21 protein-coding genes are annotated in these 15,980 nt (G+C 73.7%); 17 read left to right on the forward strand and 4 right to left on the reverse strand.

Features of this window, described 5'->3' with window-relative positions; genetic code table 11:
* Positions 1-28: 28 nt before the first annotated feature.
* Positions 29-1,609 carry an oxidoreductase gene (locus ACZ5WK_RS07075; RefSeq protein WP_465545743.1) on the reverse strand — a complete coding sequence of 527 codons (1,581 nt, stop codon included), beginning with the start codon at positions 1,607-1,609 and terminating at the stop codon, positions 29-31.
* 91 nt (positions 1,610-1,700) lie between these two features.
* On the opposite strand from ACZ5WK_RS07075, the gene hisD reads away from it, so the two are divergent.
* The 8 genes from hisD (at position 1,701) to hisF (ending at position 7,611) form a co-directional block, all read left to right on the forward strand.
* Complete coding sequence (gene hisD / locus ACZ5WK_RS07080) at positions 1,701-3,008, forward strand: histidinol dehydrogenase (protein ID WP_465545745.1); 1,308 nt, start codon at positions 1,701-1,703, stop codon at positions 3,006-3,008.
* Positions 3,005-4,186, forward strand: coding sequence for a histidinol-phosphate transaminase (locus ACZ5WK_RS07085; RefSeq protein WP_465545747.1), 1,182 nt, complete (start codon positions 3,005-3,007; stop codon positions 4,184-4,186). Before hisD ends, ACZ5WK_RS07085 begins: the two co-directional genes overlap by 4 nt.
* A gap of 6 nt (positions 4,187-4,192) precedes the next feature.
* Positions 4,193-4,786 (forward strand): imidazoleglycerol-phosphate dehydratase HisB, encoded by a 594-nt coding sequence (hisB, locus tag ACZ5WK_RS07090; RefSeq protein WP_465545749.1) that lies wholly within the window; start codon positions 4,193-4,195, stop codon positions 4,784-4,786.
* Positions 4,783-4,935: a hypothetical protein gene (locus ACZ5WK_RS07095; RefSeq protein WP_465545751.1), complete on the forward strand. Its 153-nt coding sequence runs from the start codon at positions 4,783-4,785 to the stop codon at positions 4,933-4,935. Before hisB ends, ACZ5WK_RS07095 begins: the two co-directional genes overlap by 4 nt.
* Positions 4,936-5,032: 97 nt before the next feature.
* Positions 5,033-5,668, forward strand: a complete 636-nt coding sequence (gene hisH / locus ACZ5WK_RS07100) for an imidazole glycerol phosphate synthase subunit HisH (protein ID WP_465545753.1) — start codon at positions 5,033-5,035, stop codon at positions 5,666-5,668.
* A gap of 22 nt (positions 5,669-5,690) precedes the next feature.
* On the forward strand, positions 5,691-6,416 hold the full coding sequence (priA, locus tag ACZ5WK_RS07105; RefSeq protein WP_148645547.1) for a bifunctional 1-(5-phosphoribosyl)-5-((5-phosphoribosylamino)methylideneamino)imidazole-4-carboxamide isomerase/phosphoribosylanthranilate isomerase PriA: 726 nt from the start codon (positions 5,691-5,693) through the stop codon (positions 6,414-6,416).
* On the forward strand, positions 6,413-6,844 hold the full coding sequence (locus ACZ5WK_RS07110; protein ID WP_465545755.1) for a RidA family protein: 432 nt from the start codon (positions 6,413-6,415) through the stop codon (positions 6,842-6,844). The genes priA and ACZ5WK_RS07110 overlap by 4 nt, the downstream gene beginning before the upstream one ends.
* Positions 6,841-7,611, forward strand: a complete 771-nt coding sequence (gene hisF, locus ACZ5WK_RS07115; RefSeq protein WP_465545757.1) for an imidazole glycerol phosphate synthase subunit HisF — start codon at positions 6,841-6,843, stop codon at positions 7,609-7,611. Before ACZ5WK_RS07110 ends, hisF begins: the two co-directional genes overlap by 4 nt.
* 64 nt (positions 7,612-7,675) lie before the next feature.
* On the opposite strand, the gene ACZ5WK_RS07120 is transcribed toward hisF, so the two are convergent.
* From ACZ5WK_RS07120 to ACZ5WK_RS07130, 3 genes are all read right to left on the reverse strand, one after another.
* A complete protein-coding gene (locus tag ACZ5WK_RS07120; RefSeq protein ID WP_465545759.1) occupies positions 7,676-8,461 on the reverse strand; it encodes a VOC family protein in 786 nt (261 codons plus the stop codon).
* Between the two features lie 160 nt (positions 8,462-8,621).
* Positions 8,622-9,284: a TIGR03085 family metal-binding protein gene (locus tag ACZ5WK_RS07125; protein ID WP_465545761.1), complete on the reverse strand. Its 663-nt coding sequence runs from the start codon at positions 9,282-9,284 to the stop codon at positions 8,622-8,624.
* A gap of 53 nt (positions 9,285-9,337) precedes the next feature.
* Positions 9,338-9,961 (reverse strand): hypothetical protein, encoded by a 624-nt coding sequence (locus ACZ5WK_RS07130; RefSeq protein ID WP_465545763.1) that lies wholly within the window; start codon positions 9,959-9,961, stop codon positions 9,338-9,340.
* Between the two features lie 129 nt (positions 9,962-10,090).
* Between ACZ5WK_RS07130 and ACZ5WK_RS07135 the strand changes: the two genes are divergently transcribed.
* From ACZ5WK_RS07135 to trpM, 9 genes are all read left to right on the forward strand, one after another.
* A complete protein-coding gene (locus ACZ5WK_RS07135) occupies positions 10,091-10,564 on the forward strand; it encodes a hypothetical protein (RefSeq protein WP_465545765.1) in 474 nt (157 codons plus the stop codon).
* Positions 10,565-10,647: 83 nt separating this feature from the next.
* A complete protein-coding gene (gene hisI, locus ACZ5WK_RS07140) occupies positions 10,648-11,034 on the forward strand; it encodes a phosphoribosyl-AMP cyclohydrolase (protein ID WP_396319333.1) in 387 nt (128 codons plus the stop codon).
* Positions 11,035-11,064: 30 nt separating this feature from the next.
* The gene (locus ACZ5WK_RS07145; RefSeq protein WP_465545767.1) at positions 11,065-12,585 is read left to right on the forward strand and encodes an anthranilate synthase component I; all 1,521 of its coding nucleotides are present in this window, start codon (positions 11,065-11,067) and stop codon (positions 12,583-12,585) included.
* A 34-nt stretch (positions 12,586-12,619) separates the two neighbouring features.
* The gene (locus ACZ5WK_RS07150; RefSeq protein WP_465545769.1) at positions 12,620-13,195 is read left to right on the forward strand and encodes a Uma2 family endonuclease; all 576 of its coding nucleotides are present in this window, start codon (positions 12,620-12,622) and stop codon (positions 13,193-13,195) included.
* A 26-nt stretch (positions 13,196-13,221) separates the two neighbouring features.
* Positions 13,222-13,836, forward strand: coding sequence for a TIGR02234 family membrane protein (locus ACZ5WK_RS07155; RefSeq protein ID WP_465545771.1), 615 nt, complete (start codon positions 13,222-13,224; stop codon positions 13,834-13,836).
* A gap of 179 nt (positions 13,837-14,015) precedes the next feature.
* Positions 14,016-14,258: an HGxxPAAW family protein gene (locus ACZ5WK_RS07160; protein WP_396319329.1), complete on the forward strand. Its 243-nt coding sequence runs from the start codon at positions 14,016-14,018 to the stop codon at positions 14,256-14,258.
* A 99-nt stretch (positions 14,259-14,357) separates the two neighbouring features.
* On the forward strand, positions 14,358-14,804 hold the full coding sequence (locus ACZ5WK_RS07165; RefSeq protein WP_465545773.1) for a DUF2752 domain-containing protein: 447 nt from the start codon (positions 14,358-14,360) through the stop codon (positions 14,802-14,804).
* Positions 14,805-14,991: 187 nt separating this feature from the next.
* Positions 14,992-15,798, forward strand: coding sequence for an indole-3-glycerol phosphate synthase TrpC (trpC, locus tag ACZ5WK_RS07170; RefSeq protein ID WP_465545775.1), 807 nt, complete (start codon positions 14,992-14,994; stop codon positions 15,796-15,798).
* Between the two features lie 10 nt (positions 15,799-15,808).
* Entirely contained in the window at positions 15,809-15,958 is a 150-nt protein-coding gene (gene trpM / locus ACZ5WK_RS07175; protein WP_174315761.1) for a tryptophan biosynthesis modulator TrpM, read from the forward strand.
* The last annotated feature ends 22 nt before the right edge of the window (positions 15,959-15,980 follow it).

Consider the following 15,980-nt stretch of genomic DNA (forward strand, 5'->3'; position numbering starts at 1 on the left):
TTCCCCGAGCGGTGAATACGCCCGGGGGTTATCCGCGCTGGAGCATCCGGGTGGCTCCGGCGGCGACGGTGGTGGCGAGGATCCAGCCGACGATCACCAGGCCGGAGGTGACCCACTGGTCGGCGCCGCCGGGGTTCCAGCCCTGCTGGCCGAGGTCGACGACGGGCAGCAGCTGGCCGAGGGCGTACAGCACCGGGTCCCAGTGCGGCCGCTCGTCGGCCTTGAGCGGCTGCAGCTGGTGGGTGGCGAAGTAGATGCTGCCCAGGGCCCAGGCGAGGAGCAGCCAGAGCGCGGCCCGGCCGGGGCGGAAGCCGTAGCCGACGGTGACGTCCTGGATCCGGCCCCAGATCCGGGCGGGCAGCGGCAGGGTCTGCCGGCGGCGGCGCTGCTTGGCGTAGAGCACCTCGCGGGCGTCGTCGTCGGCGCCGTCGCGGCGCAGGGCGGCGGCCAGCTGCTCGTAGGACTCGGGCTGGAAGTCCACCGAGGAGCCCTCCAGCCAGGCGATCCGCTGCTGGACGGTGAACGGGACGGCCGGGCGCAGGCACTCGTAGGTGAAGCCGGTGAGGCCGAGCTGCTTGCCCTGCGGCCAGGAGCCGGGGGCGTCGACCAGGTTGCCGACCCGGGCGCGGGAGAGCGAGACGGTGCCGCCGTCGGGGAAGCGGCAGGTGAACCGCAGCTCGGGGGTCTGGATGCGGCGCAGGGCCAGCTCGTCGTCCGGGCCGAGGCGGAACTCGGCGTCGGAGAGCAGGCAGGCGGCCTCGAACCGGCCGTCGGAGAGGCGGACCCGCCCGTGGGCCCGGAACGGGGTGCTGGGGGCGCCGGCCGGCGGTATCTCGCCGTAGCCGGAGCCGTAGTAGGTCTGCGAGCCGTACCAGCCGCCGTCCGCCGAGCCGCTGAGGTACAGGGTGTGGCCGACGGTGACCCGGACCAGGTTCAGCGCGGTGTGGTTCTCCGGGACGGCGTGCAGCTGGGCGCCGCGCAGCGAGAGCCGGCCGCCGATCCGGCCGGTGCGCAGGCTGACCTCGCCGCGGGACTCCAGCCGGTCGGCCTCGAAGTCCTGGCTGACGGCCATGCCGTCGGCGGAGAGCGCCCGGCCGAACCGGTCGCCGCCCAGCACCGCCTGGTTGAGCAGCAGGTCGGTGCCGATCCGGGCGTCGGTGAGCCGGACGCCCTCGGGTATTCGGCAGCGGGCCAGGTGCAGATCGCCGGAGGTGGCGAGGCGGGAGGCCTCCAGACGGGGGATCAGACAGCTGACGAACCGCAGCGTGCCGGCCTCGGCCTCGGAGATCAGGATCTTCTGCTCGAAGCGGCAGTCGTGCACCTCGACGTAGTGGCCGATGGTGGCGCCGGCCAGCCGCAGCGGGCCGGTGACCTTGATGCCGGTCAGCTTGAGCGAGGCGACCCGGCCGGGGGCGGCGGCCGGCCCGGCCAGCAGCAGCCGGGAGAGCACCTCGGCGCGGACCGTGCGCTCCGGGCCCCAGGCCGCCCCGCCGAACGGGTCGTCCTGGTCGGCGTCGCCCGTGCGCAGGTCGTACACCCCGCCCTGCCGGAACGCCTCCCACAAGCCCTGCTCCACCGGCGTCCAGCCGTCCGGTGCCCGCTCCGCCATCGTTTCCCCGTCTCCCCCGGTCGTCTCGCCTTTCGTATCACGGACTGAAATGCGGGGCCGTCGGTTCCGGCCACTCCTTACACTGGGTGGCGTGATCTCTCGAATCGACCTGCGCGGATCCCTCGACGACCCGCGCGACCTGCTGCCCCGTGCCGACTTCGACGTCGCGGCCGCCCTGGAGAAGGTGCGGCCGATCGCCGAGGACGTGCACCATCGCGGGGTCGCGGCGCTGATCGAGATCACCGAGCGGTTCGACGGTGTGCGGCTGGAGTCCACCCGGGTGCCCGCCGGGCAGATCGCCGAGGCCCTGGAGACGCTGGACCCGAAGGTGCGCGCCGCGCTGGAGGAGTCGATCCGCCGCGCCCGCCTCGTCCACGCCGACCAGCGCCGCACCGGACACACCACCCAGGTGGTGCCGGGCGGCACGGTCACCCAGCGCTGGGTGCCGGTGGACCGCGTCGGCCTGTACGTGCCGGGCGGCCTGGCCGTCTACCCGTCCTCCGTCGTGATGAACGTGGTGCCGGCCCAGGAGGCGGGCGTCCAGGGCATCGCGGTGACCTCGCCGCCGCAGAAGGCCTTCGGCGGCCGGGTGCACCCGACCATCCTGGCGGCCTGCGCGCTGCTCGGCGTCACCGAGGTGTACGCGGTCGGCGGCGCCCAGGCGGTCGCCATGTTCGCGCTCGGCACCGAGGAGTGCCAGCCGGTCAACATGGTCACCGGCCCGGGCAACATCTACGTGGCCGCCGCCAAGCGCTACTTCGCCGGCCGGATCGGCATCGACTCCGAGGCCGGCCCGACCGAGATCGCCGTCCTCGCCGACGACAGCGCCGACCCGGTGGACGTCGCCGCCGACCTGATCAGCCAGGCCGAGCACGGCCCGACGTCCGGCTCGGTGCTGGTCACCGACTCGACCGGGCTGGCCGACGCGGTGGAGGCCGAGCTGAAGACGCAGGTCGCCCGGACCAAGCACAGCGAGCGGGTGGCCGAGGCCCTGGGCGGCCGACAGTCCGGCATCATCCTGGTCGACTCCCTGGAGCAGGGCCTTCAGGTCGTCAACGCGTACGCCGCCGAGCACCTGGAGATCCAGACCCGGGACGCGCACGCCGTCGCCGCGAAGGTCCGCAACGCCGGCGCGATCTTCATCGGCCGGTGGACGCCGGTCTCGCTGGGTGACTACGCGGCCGGCTCCAACCACGTGCTGCCCACCGGAGGCTGCGCCTGCCACTCCTCCGGGCTCTCCGTGCAGACCTTCCTGCGCGGCGTCCAGGTCGTCGAGTACGACCGCGAGGCGCTGGCCGGCATCGCCGCGCACGTCGTCAACCTCGCCGACGCCGAGGACCTGCCCGGTCACGGTGACGCGATCAAGGCCCGATTCGACTGGAGTGTGCCGGGCGCGTGAAGATCGACGACCTCCCCATCCGCGACGAGCTGCGCGGACAGACCCCGTACGGCGCCCCGCAGCTGGACGTGCCCGTCCAGCTGAACACCAACGAGAACCCGTACCAGCTCCCCGAGGAGCTGGTGGCCAGGATCGCCGAGCGCGTCGCCGAGGCCGCCCGCAACCTCAACCGCTACCCCGACCGGGACGCGGTCGAGCTGCGCGAGGGCCTGGCCGCCTACCTGACCAGGACCACCGGCTTCGCCCGCACCCGCGAGCAGGTCTGGGCCGCCAACGGCTCCAACGAGATCCTCCAGCAGCTGCTCCAGACCTTCGGCGGCCCCGGCCGCACCGCGATCGGCTTCGAGCCCTCGTACTCGATGCACGCCCTGATCTCCCGCGGCACCGGCACCGACTGGATCTCCGGCCCGCGCAACGAGGACTTCACCATCGACGTGGAGGCCGCCGTCGAGGCCATCGCCGAGCAGCGGCCCGACGTCGTCTTCGTCTGCTCGCCGAACAACCCGACCGGCACCGCCGTCGCCGCCGACACCGTGCTGCGGCTCTACGATGCGGCGCAGGCCGCCCGGCCCAGCCTGGTGATCGTGGACGAGGCGTACGTCGAGTTCTCGCACCGCGCCTCCCTGCTGCCACTGCTGGAGGGCCGCCCCAACCTGGTGGTCACCCGCACCATGTCCAAGGCCTTCGGCGCGGCCGGCCTGCGCCTGGGCTACCTGGCCGCCGACGCGGCCGTGGTGGACGCGGTGCAGCTGGTCCGCCTGCCGTACCACCTGTCGGCCGTCACCCAGGCCACCGCGCTGGCCTGCCTGGAGCACACCGACACCCTGCTCGGATACGTCGGCCGGCTCAAGGCCGAGCGCGACCGGCTGGTCGACGCGCTGCGCGCACTGGGCCTGGAGGTGACCGACTCGGACGCCAACTTCGTCCAGTTCGGCCGCTTCGCGGACGCCCACGCCGTCTGGCAGGCCATCCTCGACCGCGGCGTCCTCGTCCGGGACAACGGTGTCCCCGGGTGGCTGCGCGTCACCGCCGGCACCCCCGCCGAGAACGACGCGTTCCTGGACGCCGTCCGCACCGCCCTCCCCCCCTCCTTGCCCGCCATCGGGCAGGAGGGGCCCGGGCCCACCCCCACCCTTGAAGGACCGCGCTCCGCGCGCGCAGCCAGTCAGGAGCTGTAACCCCGTATGTCCCGTATCGGACGCGTCGAGCGCACCACCAAGGAGACCTCGGTCCTGGTCGAGATAAACCTCGACGGCACCGGCAAGACCGACATCTCCACGGGCGTCGGGTTCTACGACCACATGCTCGACCAGCTCGGCCGCCACGGCCTCTTCGACCTCACCGTGAAGACCGACGGCGACCTGCACATCGACACCCACCACACCATCGAGGACACCGCCCTCGCGCTGGGCGCCGCCTTCAAGCAGGCGCTCGGCGACAAGGTCGGCATCTACCGCTTCGGCAACTGCACCGTGCCGCTGGACGAGTCGCTCGCCCAGGTCACCGTGGACCTCTCCGGCCGCCCCTACCTGGTGCACACCGAGCCGGAGCACATGGCGCCGATGATCGGCAGCTACGACACCACCATGACCCGGCACATCCTGGAGTCGTTCGTGGCCCAGGCGCAGGTCGCCCTGCACGTCCACGTACCCTACGGACGCAACGCCCACCACATCGTGGAGTGCCAGTTCAAGGCACTGGCCCGGGCGCTGCGCTACGCCGCCGAGCGCGACCCGCGCGCGGCCGGCATCCTCCCCTCGACCAAGGGTGCGCTGTGAGCAAGGCCTCGATGATCCTCATCTTCGTCGGACTCTTCCTGGCGGGCGGGGTGATCTCGTTCTGGAAGCAGAAGATTCCGAAGGGCGTCATCGCCGTGCTCGCCATAGGCTCGGTGCTCTGCCTGGCCTCCGGCGTCATGCGCCTGTGACGGCGCCGTACAGAGCCGCTTCGGAAACCGCCGAGTAGCCGCCAAGACCACGTGGCCCCCGAGGCCGCGCAGTCGCCAAGAAGATGGACACCTGAACATGGGCAAGAACGTCGTCGTACTCGACTACGGGTCGGGGAACCTCCGCTCGGCCCAGCGCGCAGTCGAGCGCACCGGCGCGACCGTCACCGTCACCTCCGACTTCCGGACCGCCATGGAGGCGGACGGCCTGCTCGTCCCCGGCGTCGGCGCCTTCGAGGCCTGCATGCGCGGGCTGAAGGCCGTCCGCGGTGACTGGCTCATCGGCCGCCGCCTCGCCGGGGGCCGCCCGGTCATGGGCATCTGCGTCGGCATGCAGATCCTCTTCGAGAAGGGGGTCGAGCACGGCGTGGAGACGGCCGGCTGCGACGAGTGGCCGGGCACCGTCGAGCCGCTGGACGCGCCGGTCGTCCCGCACATGGGCTGGAACACCGTGGACGCCCCCGAGGGCAGCCGGATGTTCGCCGGGATGGACGCCGACACCCGCTTCTACTTCGTGCACTCCTACGGGGTGCGCACCTGGGACCTGGAGGTGCACAGCGCGCGGATCAACGCCCCGCTGGTCACCTGGTCCACCCACGGCCGGCCGTTCGTCGCGGCCGTCGAGAACGGCCCGCTCTGGGCCACCCAGTTCCACCCCGAGAAGTCCGGCGACGCCGGCGCCGCCCTGCTGACCAACTGGGTCAACACCCTCTGACGATCTGAGAGTTGTCAACACCATGAGCCGCCTCGAACTGCTCCCCGCCGTCGACGTCCGGGACGGCCAGGCCGTCCGCCTGGTCAAGGGCGCCTCCGGCACCGAGACCTCCTTCGGCGAGCCGCTCGCCGCCGCCCTCGCCTGGCAGAACGCCGGCGCCGAGTGGCTCCACCTGGTCGACCTGGATGCCGCCTTCGGCACCGGCTCCAACCGCGACCTGCTCCGCGAGGTCACCGGCGCGCTGGACATCAAGGTCGAGCTCTCCGGCGGCATCCGCGACGACGAGTCGCTGGCCGCCGCCCTCGCCACCGGCTGCACCCGGGTCAACCTGGGCACCGCCGCGCTCGAGAGCCCCGAGTGGGTCGCCAAGGTCATCGCCGAGCACGGTGACAAGATCGCCGTCGGCCTCGACGTGGTCGGCACCACCCTGCGCGGCCGCGGCTGGACCCGCGACGGCGGCCAGCTCTTCGACGTGCTGGCCCGCCTGGACGCCGAGGGCTGCGCCCGCTACGTCGTCACCGACGTCAACCGGGACGGCACCCTGACCGGCCCCAACCTCCAGCTGCTGCGCGACGTCTGCGCCGCCACCGACAAGCCGGTCGTCGCCTCCGGCGGCGTCTCCTCGCTGGACGACCTGCGCGCCATCGCCACGCTGGTCGGCGAGGGAGTCGAGGGCGCCATCGTGGGCAAGGCACTCTACGAGCAGAAGTTCACCCTCGAAGAGGCCCTGGAGGCGGTTTCAGGATGACGGAACGTCAGATCGTACGCGGCCGGGTCGCCGGATTCTCCCCCTGGGAGGGGCAGTTCGGCTACTCGCGGGCGGTCGCGGCCGGGGACCACGTGCACGTGGCCGGCTCCACCGCCTGGGTCGACGGGAAGATCGAGCACGAGGGCGACCCGTACGGGCAGACCCTCGCCGCCTTCGGCGTCGGCCTCCAGGCCCTGGCCGCGTACGGCCTGACCGCGGACGACGTGGTCCGCACCCGGATGTACATCACCCACGTCCGCGACGCCGACGAGGTGGGCCGCGCCCACCGCACCCTCTTCGAAGCCGCCCGCCCGGTCGCCACCATGGTGGTGGTCGCCGGACTGATCGACTCCCGGATGATGGTCGAGGTCGAACTCGACGCCTACCGCGCCGGGCTCGCAAGCACCCTGGAAGGCAAACAGCCGTGACCCTCGCAGTACGAGTCATCCCCTGCCTGGACGTCGACGCCGGCCGAGTGGTCAAGGGCGTCAACTTCCAGAACCTGCGCGACGCCGGCGACCCGGTCGAGATGGCCAAGCTCTACGACGCCGAGGGCGCCGACGAGCTCACCTTCCTCGACATCACCGCCTCCTCGGGGGACCGCGAGACCACCTACGACGTGGTGCGCCGCACCGCCGAGCAGGTGTTCATCCCGCTCACCGTCGGCGGCGGCATCCGCGCCGTCGAGGACGTCGACAAGCTGCTGCGGGCCGGCGCCGACAAGGTCGGCGTCAACACCGCGGCGATCGCCCGCCCGGAGCTGATCCGCGAGATCGCGCAGCGCTTCGGCCGCCAGGTGCTGGTGCTGTCGGTGGACGCCCGGCGCTGCCCGGAGGGCACGGAGACGCCGTCCGGCTTCGAGGTCACCACCCACGGCGGACGCAAGGGCACCGGCCTGGACGCCGTCGAGTGGGCCGGCCGGGCCGCCGAGCTGGGCGCGGGCGAGATCCTGCTCAACTCGATGGACGCGGACGGCACCAAGGACGGCTACGACCTGGACATGATCCGGGCCGTCCGCAAGACCGTCTCCGTCCCGGTGATCGCCTCCGGCGGCGCCGGCAAGGCAGCCGACTTCGCCCCGGCGGTGGAGGCCGGCGCGGACGCGGTGCTGGCCGCCAGCGTCTTCCACTTCGGCGACCTGCGGATCGGCGAGGTCAAGGCCGCGCTGCGCGAGGCCGGCCACCCCGTACGGTGACGCGCGAGGGCCCGCCCGCCACGATGTGTTCCCTCGTGGTGGGCGGGCCCGCTCTTCTCCGCGCTCAGGACTCCTTCGGCGGCTCGCCCTTGATCAGGGCGAACGGCGCGCCGAACGGGTCCGCCAGCCAGGCGATCCGGCCGACGTCCGGGACCTGCTCCGGGCCCATCATCACGGTGCCGCCGGCCGACCGCCCCCGCTCGACCAGCTCGTCCACCACCTCGGTGGCGAAGTACGGCGTCCAGGACGGCGGCTGGCCCTCGCCCATCACCGGGGCGATGCCGCCGAAGCTGGTGGCCCGCTGGTCGCCGTCGGCGGTGGAGACCACCAGGTACTCCATCCCCGGTGCCGGGAACTTCTCCGAGCGCCAGCCGAGGAGCGTCCGGTAGAAGCCGAGGCCGGCCGCCTGGTCGGTGGTGTGCAGTTCCACCCAGACCAGCGCGTTGTCGGTGGACACCGCGTCCAGGCCCTGGGTGGTGCCCGCCTGCCAGATCGCGAACCGGGCGCCCTGCGGGTCGGTGAGCTGGGCCATCCGCCCGGCCTCCATGACGTCGAACGGCGCGACCCGGACGGTGCCGCCGGCCTGCTCGACGGCCTGGGCGGTGGCGTCCGCGTCCGGCGTTTTGAAGTACGTCGTCCAGGTGGACTTCGCACCCTCCTCGGTGAGCGGCCCGACGGCGGCCACGGTCTTGCCGTCGGCCTGGAGGAAGCCGTAGCCGCCGGCCTCCGGGCCGAGAGCCTGGAACGTCCAGCCGAACACCGCGCCGTAGAAGGCGGCGGCCGCGGCAGGGTCCGGGCTGCCGAGGTCGATCCAGCAGGGCGCGCCGGTGGGAAAGTCGGTGGTGAGCATGGGGTGGTGCTCCTTCGACGGGAAGGGACGGCCGGGCGGGTTCGTGGGGGCGTGGACGCACCCCACCCCGGCCATCTGCGAGTCTGCACCCCGGTACCGGCATCCGCAGCCGGGGCGCCGCCGACGCGCCGCAGGCCCCCGGCCGTGCGTGGGACTCCCGCTACGCGCCGGCCACGGGCTCCGCCGGGGGCAGCGGGAGCACGTGCCGCAGGGCGGTGACGGCGTCCGGCGGACCGTCCACCGACAGCTCCGTCCGCTCGCCGCGGCCGTAGACGAACAGCACCAGCTCGCCGGGCTCGCCGGTGATCCGCACGGTCGGAGCGCCCGCTGGGCCGACGGTCACGCTCTGCCCGTCCGGGCGGCGCAGCTCCAGCTGGGCGGGGGAGCGTCGGCCCGCCTCCAGCCGGGCCAGCAGCGGAAGCCGGCGCCAGAGCGCCGCGGCCCGCCCCGGCGGCACCGCCTGCGGCTGCCACTGCGGGCCCGCGCGGCGGACGTCCTCGGCGTGGACGAAGTACTCGACGGTGTTGGCGGCCTCGTCGGCGCCGGGCAGGGCGAACAGCGAGAGCAGCGGCGGGCCGGACCGGAACCGCTGCACCAGCTCCTCGTAGGGGCGCTCGGCGTACCCGCTCTGGACCTGGTGGGTCCAGCCGGCCAGCGGGCCGAGGCGGATGCCCGCCGCGGCGTCCGGCCGGCTCTCCCGGACCACCAGGTGGGCGGCGAGGTCCCGGGTGGACCACCCGGCGCAGAGGGTGGGCGCGTCCGGCCCGGCGGCGGCCAGCAGTTCGGCCAGCCGGTGGCGCTCGGCGAGGGCATGGTTCGACATGGCCACAGCGTAGGGCGTGCCGGTCGGCGTGGCGGACGGCGTGTCGGCCGGCCCTACTTCAGGTGGCCCGTGAGCCGGGTGCCGCCCGGGTGGTTGCTGGCCGTCAGGGTGCAGGTGTAGTCCCGCCAGCCCTGCTGGTAGAAGGTCATCGACGGGCCGAACGGGTAGCCGTAGTACGGCCCGCCGCCGCCCTGGCGGGCGTCCGCCGCGGCCTGGGCCTCCTTGCAGCCGTCCCGCATCGCCTTGCTGATCTGGCTGTCGCCGGTCAGCCCGTCGGGGAGCTGCGGGTTGCCGATTGCCTCGCCGTCGTGCGCGCCCTCGCAGGGGCGCGCCTCCGGCTTGGTGACCGACTTGTTCAGCTGCGGGTGGTCGAAGCAGGAGCCGGCCGTGAAGAAGGTGTACGGCACCGCCTTGGTGGGCGTCGGGGTCGGCGTGGGGGTGGGCGTCGGGGTCGGGACCGGAGTGCTCACGCTCGGGGTGGGCGGGGGCGGCAGTGCGGCCGGCTTCTTCTCCGGCCAGAGCAGCACGGTGGCCACCACCGCGAGCAGCACGGCCAGCACGGCGGAGACGGCGAGGACCAGGCCCCGCGACGGACGGGCGGCGCCGGCTCCGGCCGGCTGCGCGGAGACCGACGGCCCGGGGCCCGACTGCCCGGGGGGCGGCTGCTCGGAGGTCATGGCCACGAGGATGGCCCACGCCGGGGCCGCCCGGCAGGCGGTTGGCACAACTCGTACGAGCACACCGGCTCGGTGCGCGGGAGTCGGCTAGGCTTCCCGGCGGCACGACACGATCCCAGGAGTAGGCGGATGCGCGTCGGAATCACCGGTCACCGGGGCCTGTCGGGGGGCATCACCGAGATGCTGGTCCGCGGGGACCTGTGGAAGCTGGTCACCACCTTCGGCCCGTACGAACTGGTCGGCGTCACCTGCGCGGACGAGGGCCCGGAGACCTGGTTCGCCGACTCCGTGCTGGAGCACGGCGGCAAGCTGGAGGTCATCGTCCCCGCCGGGGCGCCCGTCGTCGGCCGCGCCGACGACACGCACCGGGGCACCCGGCTGCGGCTGATGAACGAGGCCAACGCCGTCCACCGGCTGGCCGCCGCCGAGCACGGCGGCCTCGGTGACGACACCGGGCGGGCCGTGGTCGGCATGATCGACGAGCTGATCGCGGTCTGGGACGGCGGATCCGGCAGCGAGCCCGCACGGGTCGCCGGACTGGCCCGACGGGCCGGGCTGTTCGTGCACCGGATCTGGCCGGCCGGCTGCGAGCGGCCGCACTGAGCGGCCGGGGCCTGCGCCGGCGGGGCCGGGCCGGGATCCGGACGGGGGACCGCCGGGCCGGGCCGGGCTGACACAATGGCCCCATGTCCACCCCCGCCACCCCCACCACACCCGCCACCCCCGGCTCCACCGCCCTGGACCCCGCGATCGCCGCGCGGCTCAAGCGCACCGACGACGGCCTGCTCCCGGCCATCGCGCAGCAGTACGACACCGGCGAGGTGCTGATGCTGGGCTGGATGGACGACGAGGCGCTGCACCGCACCCTCACCACCGGCCGCTGCACCTACTGGAGCCGCAGCCGCCGCGAGTACTGGGTCAAGGGCGACACCTCCGGCCACGTCCAGCAGGTCAGGTCGGTCGCGCTGGACTGCGACGGCGACACCCTGCTGGTCAGGGTCGACCAGACCGGCGCCGCCTGCCACACCGGCGACCGCACCTGCTTCGACGCCGACGTGCTCCCGCTCTCCTGACCCCTCCTACCCCGTAAGGTGCCGCCCGCCATGGACCTCGAAGCCTTCCGCAAGCTCGCCGTCGACACCCGGGTCATCCCGGTCACCCGCAGGCTTCTCGCGGACGGCCTCACCCCGATCGGCCTCTACCGCAGCCTCGCCGACGAGCGCCCCGGCACCTTCCTGCTGGAGTCCGCCGAGCAGGGCCGCAGCTGGTCCCGGTACTCCTTCGTCGGCGTCCGCAGCGGCGCCGTGCTCACCGCCGGCGAGGACGGCGACGCCCGCTGGCACGGCGCCCCGCCGGTCGGCATCCCCACCACCGGCGACCCGCTCCAGGTGCTGCGCGCCGCGCTGGAGACGCTGCACACCCCGCGCCGCACCGACGACGGCCTGCCCCCGCTCACCGGCGGCCTGGTCGGCTACCTCGGGTACGACGTCGTGCGCCGGCTGGAGAAGCTGCCCGACCTCAACCCGGACGACCTCAAGCTCCCCGAGCTGACCATGCTGCTGGCCACCGACCTCGCCGTGCTCGACCACGCCGACGGAACGGTGCTGCTGATCGCCAACGCGGTCAACCACAACGACCTGGCCACCGGCGTCGACGAGGCCTACGCGGACGCGGTGGCCCGGCTCGACGCGATGGAGGCCGACCTGCGGGGGCCGGTCGACCCGGGCCTGGCCACCTTCACCCCGTCCGGCCCCGGCGAGGTCCGCTCGCCGTTCGGCGGCGAGCCGTACCGGGCCGCCGTCGAGGAGGTCAAGGAGCGGATCCGGGCCGGCGAGGCGTTCCAGGTGGTGCCCTCGCAGCGGTTCGAGGCGCCCTGCCCGGCCTCCGCGCTGGACGTCTACCGCGTGCTGCGCACCACCAACCCCAGCCCGTACATGTACCTGTTCCGCTTCCCCGGCCCGGACGGCGGCGCCGAGGGCGGCTTCGACGTGGTCGGCTCCAGCCCGGAGGCGCTGGTGAAGGTCACCGAGGGCGAGGCGATGGTGCACCCGATCGCCGGCACCCGGCACCGCGGCGCCACCCCGCACGAGGACTCCGAGCTGGCCGCCGAGCTGCTCGCCGACCCCAAGGAGCGGGCCGAGCACCTGATGCTGGTCGACCTGGGCCGCAACGACCTCGGGCGGGTCTGCGAGCCGGGCAGCGTCGAGGTGGTCGACTTCATGCAGATCGAGCGGTACAGCCACGTCATGCACATCGTCTCCACGGTGACGGGCAAGGTCGCCCCCGGGCGGACCGCCTTCGACGTGCTGACCGCCTGCTTCCCGGCCGGCACCCTCTCGGGCGCGCCGAAGCCGCGCGCGATGCGCATCATCGAGGAGCTGGAGCCCACCCGCCGGGGCCTGTACGGCGGCTGCGTCGGTTACCTGGACTTCGCCGGGGACTCCGACACCGCGATCGCCATCCGCACCGCCGTCCTGCGCGACGGCACCGCGTACGTCCAGGCGGGCGCGGGCGTGGTCGCCGACTCGGACCCGCACGGCGAGGACACCGAGTGCCGCAACAAGGCCGCCGCCGTCCTGCGGGCCGTGGCCACTGCGAATACGCTGCGCACGCCGCTATCGTGAGGACGGCGCCGCGTTGCTGAGGGAGGCGGCGAGGATGACCGCGATGACCACGGCGAGTGCCTGGGACGCTCTCGAGGGCGTGAACCTTCCGAAGGGTTACCGGGTGGAGATCACGGACGGAAGGATCATCATGACGCCGCAGGGGGAGAGCCGGTGGGAGGTGATCCTCAGCGCATCGCCCCAGATCAAGAAGCAACTCGCTGGTCACGGGCGAGTCCTGTCGGACGTCATGATCGACTTCCCGTCCACGCTCTTCGGCTACGCCCCCGACTTGGCGGTGATCGCCCCGGGGGCCGAGCACAACGGTCGAGGGCGTTACGAGTGGCACGATGTCGAGGCCGTGCTCGAAGTGGTCTCGCCGTCGGGTCAGGACAAGGACTACGTCAGCAAGGTGCGGGTCTATGCGGAGTGCGGGATTCCGATCTACGTGGTGATCGATCCGGCGGACGGGAACTGCACGGTCCACACGGCTCCGTCCCGCAGCGGTGCGTACCGGGAGGCGGAACGGGTGCCGTTCGGAAACGACCTTTTTCTGCCGCTCGGTGATCGGACGCTCGTGGTGGAGACCGATGATTTCCCGATCGAGCGGCCCACCCCGGGTGGGGCGTGAGACATCGGTCGGGGGATAGTGGACGGGTGAGCGTTCCTGACCAGTCCCGTGCCGAGACCCAGTCCACCCCTGCCGGGGCGAAGCCCGGGCGGCGCACGCTCGGCCTGATGTTGCTGCTGACCGTGCTGGGCGCGGTGCTGGTGCTGACCGCCGTCGGCCGGGTCTGGGCCGAGGGCGCGGCCGGCACCCTGGAGGTGTCCGTCACCGGCGGGAAGATCTCCGAACTGCCCGGCGGGCTGGCACTGGTGGCGCTGGCCGCGGCTGTCGCGGTGTTCGCGGTGCGCGGCGCCGGCCGGATCGCGGTCGGCCTGCTGACGCTGCTGGCCGGCCTCGGGGCGGCGGCCGCGGCCGCGGCGGGGGCCGGCGACACCGCCGCGCTGGACGCCGAGGCGGCCCGCAAGCTCGCCCTCTCCGGCACCACCGCGACCGAGGTCGCCCACACCACCTGGCCCTGGGTGGCCCTGCTCGGCGGGCTGCTGCTGGCACTGGCCGGGCTGCTCACCGCCCGGTACGGGCGCGGCTGGCCGGCCATGGGCAGCCGCTACGAGGCGCCCACCCGCAAGGCGCCGGCGAAGGCCGCGGAGTCCCCGGCCGACCTCTGGAAGGCGCTGGACCGCGGCGAGGACCCGACCGCGGTCTGAGACGACGCACCGGGCCCGCGCGGCGTCGCACCGCGCCGGGGGCGCCGCGTGGCGGTGTGACCCGATAGACGAGCACCCGCCTTGGGGCGCCGCCGTGCGGCCCGGCACAATGGAACACGTCAACCCGCCAGGGGCCGGCAGGCCCGGCCGGGCCCCGGAGAGCCAAGGAGCACCATCAGATGGCAGCAGCAGCACACGGTCACACCCCCGCCGCCTGGACCGGCGTGACCATCGCCTTCGTCGGTTTCGCGATCGCGGGCGTCGCGATGATCCTCCCGTCGGTGCTGCTGGTCTGTGCCGGCCTCGCGGTCGTCCTGCTCGGCGGCGTGGTCGGCAAGGCCATGGCGATGGCGGGCATGGGCAGGCAGCCCAGCACGATGGTGTACACCCACGAGGAGCAGGCCGCGCTGGCCACCGCCTGATCTCCCGGCACCTTGTGAACGGCGGGCGTCAACGCCCGCCGCTTTCGTTTCCCCGGTCGGTGTCACGGTGCCCGCCGGGCGTGCCGGGCGGGCACAATCATGGGCGTGACCGCCTCCTCCACCGCCTCCGCCCGGCCGCCCGTCCTGCGCCGGCTGGGCGCGCCGCTGACCGCCCTGGCCGCGGCGACCGTCCCCACCGTGTTCGTCGCCGTGGTGGACCCGAACGCCCCCGGGCACTACCCGACCTGCCCGTTCCTGGTTTTCACCGGCTGGTGGTGCCCCGGCTGCGGCGGGCTGCGCTGCGTCCACGCGCTCGCCCACGGAGACCTCAGCGGCGCGCTGCACGACAACGCGCCCGCGGTGCTGCTGTTCGCCGTCCTGGCGGTGCTCTGGGTGCGCTGGGTGTGGGCGGCGGTCAGCGGCGGGCCCGCGCCGCGGCTCGCGCTCGGTGCGCGGCGCTGGGCGCTGGTGGCACTGCTCCTGCTGGTGTTCACGGTGGTGCGCAACCTGCCGATCGGGGCCGGGCTGGCACCGCCGCTGGTCTGAGCCCGGCCGTCGGTGTGAGGCCGGTGAAATCGCAGCTCGGAGCTGCCCCGGGGGCGTCCGTTCCGCGAGACGCGCGCCGGGCGGATGCGCTGCGCGCCCCCCTTGCCGATACCATCGAAGGGCCGGGGGCCCACTGGCCGTCCGGCTCCTCGCTAGCAGAACTAGCAGACATGATGGGGGCGCTTGCGTGAGTGTGCTCGACTCGATCATCGAAGGGGTCCGCGAGGACCTCGCCGAGCGGCAGGCCCGGGTCTCCCTGGACGAGCTCAAGGAGCTCGCCGCCAAGGCTCCGGACGCCAAGGACGGCGTCGCCGCCCTCCGGGGCGACGGCGTGCGGGTGATCTGCGAGGTCAAGCGCTCCAGCCCGTCCAAGGGCGCACTGGCCGCGATCGCCGATCCGGCCGCCCTGGCATCCGACTACGCGGCAGGCGGCGCCGCCGCGATCAGCGTCCTGACCGAGCAGCGCCGCTTCGGCGGGTCGCTCGCCGACCTGGACGCCGTCCGCGCCGCGGTGGACACCCCGCTGCTGCGCAAGGACTTCATCGTCACCGCCTACCAGCTCTGGGAGGCCCGCGCCCACGGCGCCGACCTCGCGCTGCTGATCGTCGCCGCCCTCGACCAGCCGGCCCTGGTGTCGCTGATCGAGCGCGCCGAGTCGATCGGCCTCACCCCGCTGGTCGAGGTGCACGACGAGGAGGAGATCGCCCGCGCGGTGGACGCCGGCGCGAAGATCATCGGAGTCAACGCCCGCAACCTCAAGACCCTCGAGGTGGACCGCAACACCTTCGGCAACGTCGTCCACGCGATCCCGGACAGCGTCGTCAAGGTCGCCGAGTCCGGGGTGCGCGGCCCGCTGGACGTGATCTCCTACGCCAACCTGGGCGCCGACGCGGTGCTGGTCGGCGAGTCCCTGGTGACCGGCAAGGACCCGCGCGCCGCCGTGGCCGACCTGGTCGCGGCCGGTGCCCACCCCGCCCTGCGGCACAAGGACTGACCCCGCCGCCATGAAACTCGCCTCCCGTCTCGCCCCCGGCTGCCGCCCGCGCGGCTGCCGCGCGCCCGCACGCCGGGTGCTGGGCAGGCGGGTGCGCTACGTGATCGGCTGCGAGCCCGGGCAGGTGCAGGGCCGGCGATGGCGCAGGACGCGCGGCTGACCAGCCGTTCCGACGTCACTGT

The organism is Kitasatospora sp. NPDC032757, from assembly GCF_055579305.1.

Bases quoted from the DNA above. Each gene is read 5' to 3' on its own strand.
- ACZ5WK_RS07075 (WP_465545743.1), bottom strand. From the start codon at position 1,609: ATGGCGGAGCGGGCACCGGACGGCTGGACGCCGGTGGAGCAGGGCTTG.
- hisB (WP_465545749.1), top strand. From the start codon at position 4,193: ATGTCCCGTATCGGACGCGTCGAGCGCACCACCAAGGAGACCTCGGTC.
- hisH (WP_465545753.1), top strand. From the start codon at position 5,033: ATGGGCAAGAACGTCGTCGTACTCGACTACGGGTCGGGGAACCTCCGC.
- priA (WP_148645547.1), top strand. From the start codon at position 5,691: ATGAGCCGCCTCGAACTGCTCCCCGCCGTCGACGTCCGGGACGGCCAG.
- ACZ5WK_RS07110 (WP_465545755.1), top strand. From the start codon at position 6,413: ATGACGGAACGTCAGATCGTACGCGGCCGGGTCGCCGGATTCTCCCCC.
- ACZ5WK_RS07120 (WP_465545759.1), bottom strand. From the start codon at position 8,461: ATGCTCACCACCGACTTTCCCACCGGCGCGCCCTGCTGGATCGACCTC.
- ACZ5WK_RS07125 (WP_465545761.1), bottom strand. From the start codon at position 9,284: ATGTCGAACCATGCCCTCGCCGAGCGCCACCGGCTGGCCGAACTGCTG.
- ACZ5WK_RS07130 (WP_465545763.1), bottom strand. From the start codon at position 9,961: ATGACCTCCGAGCAGCCGCCCCCCGGGCAGTCGGGCCCCGGGCCGTCG.
- ACZ5WK_RS07135 (WP_465545765.1), top strand. From the start codon at position 10,091: ATGCGCGTCGGAATCACCGGTCACCGGGGCCTGTCGGGGGGCATCACC.
- hisI (WP_396319333.1), top strand. From the start codon at position 10,648: ATGTCCACCCCCGCCACCCCCACCACACCCGCCACCCCCGGCTCCACC.
- ACZ5WK_RS07145 (WP_465545767.1), top strand. From the start codon at position 11,065: ATGGACCTCGAAGCCTTCCGCAAGCTCGCCGTCGACACCCGGGTCATC.
- ACZ5WK_RS07150 (WP_465545769.1), top strand. From the start codon at position 12,620: ATGACCGCGATGACCACGGCGAGTGCCTGGGACGCTCTCGAGGGCGTG.
- ACZ5WK_RS07160 (WP_396319329.1), top strand. From the start codon at position 14,016: ATGGCAGCAGCAGCACACGGTCACACCCCCGCCGCCTGGACCGGCGTG.
- ACZ5WK_RS07165 (WP_465545773.1), top strand. From the start codon at position 14,358: ATGGGCGTGACCGCCTCCTCCACCGCCTCCGCCCGGCCGCCCGTCCTG.
- trpM (WP_174315761.1), top strand. From the start codon at position 15,809: ATGAAACTCGCCTCCCGTCTCGCCCCCGGCTGCCGCCCGCGCGGCTGC.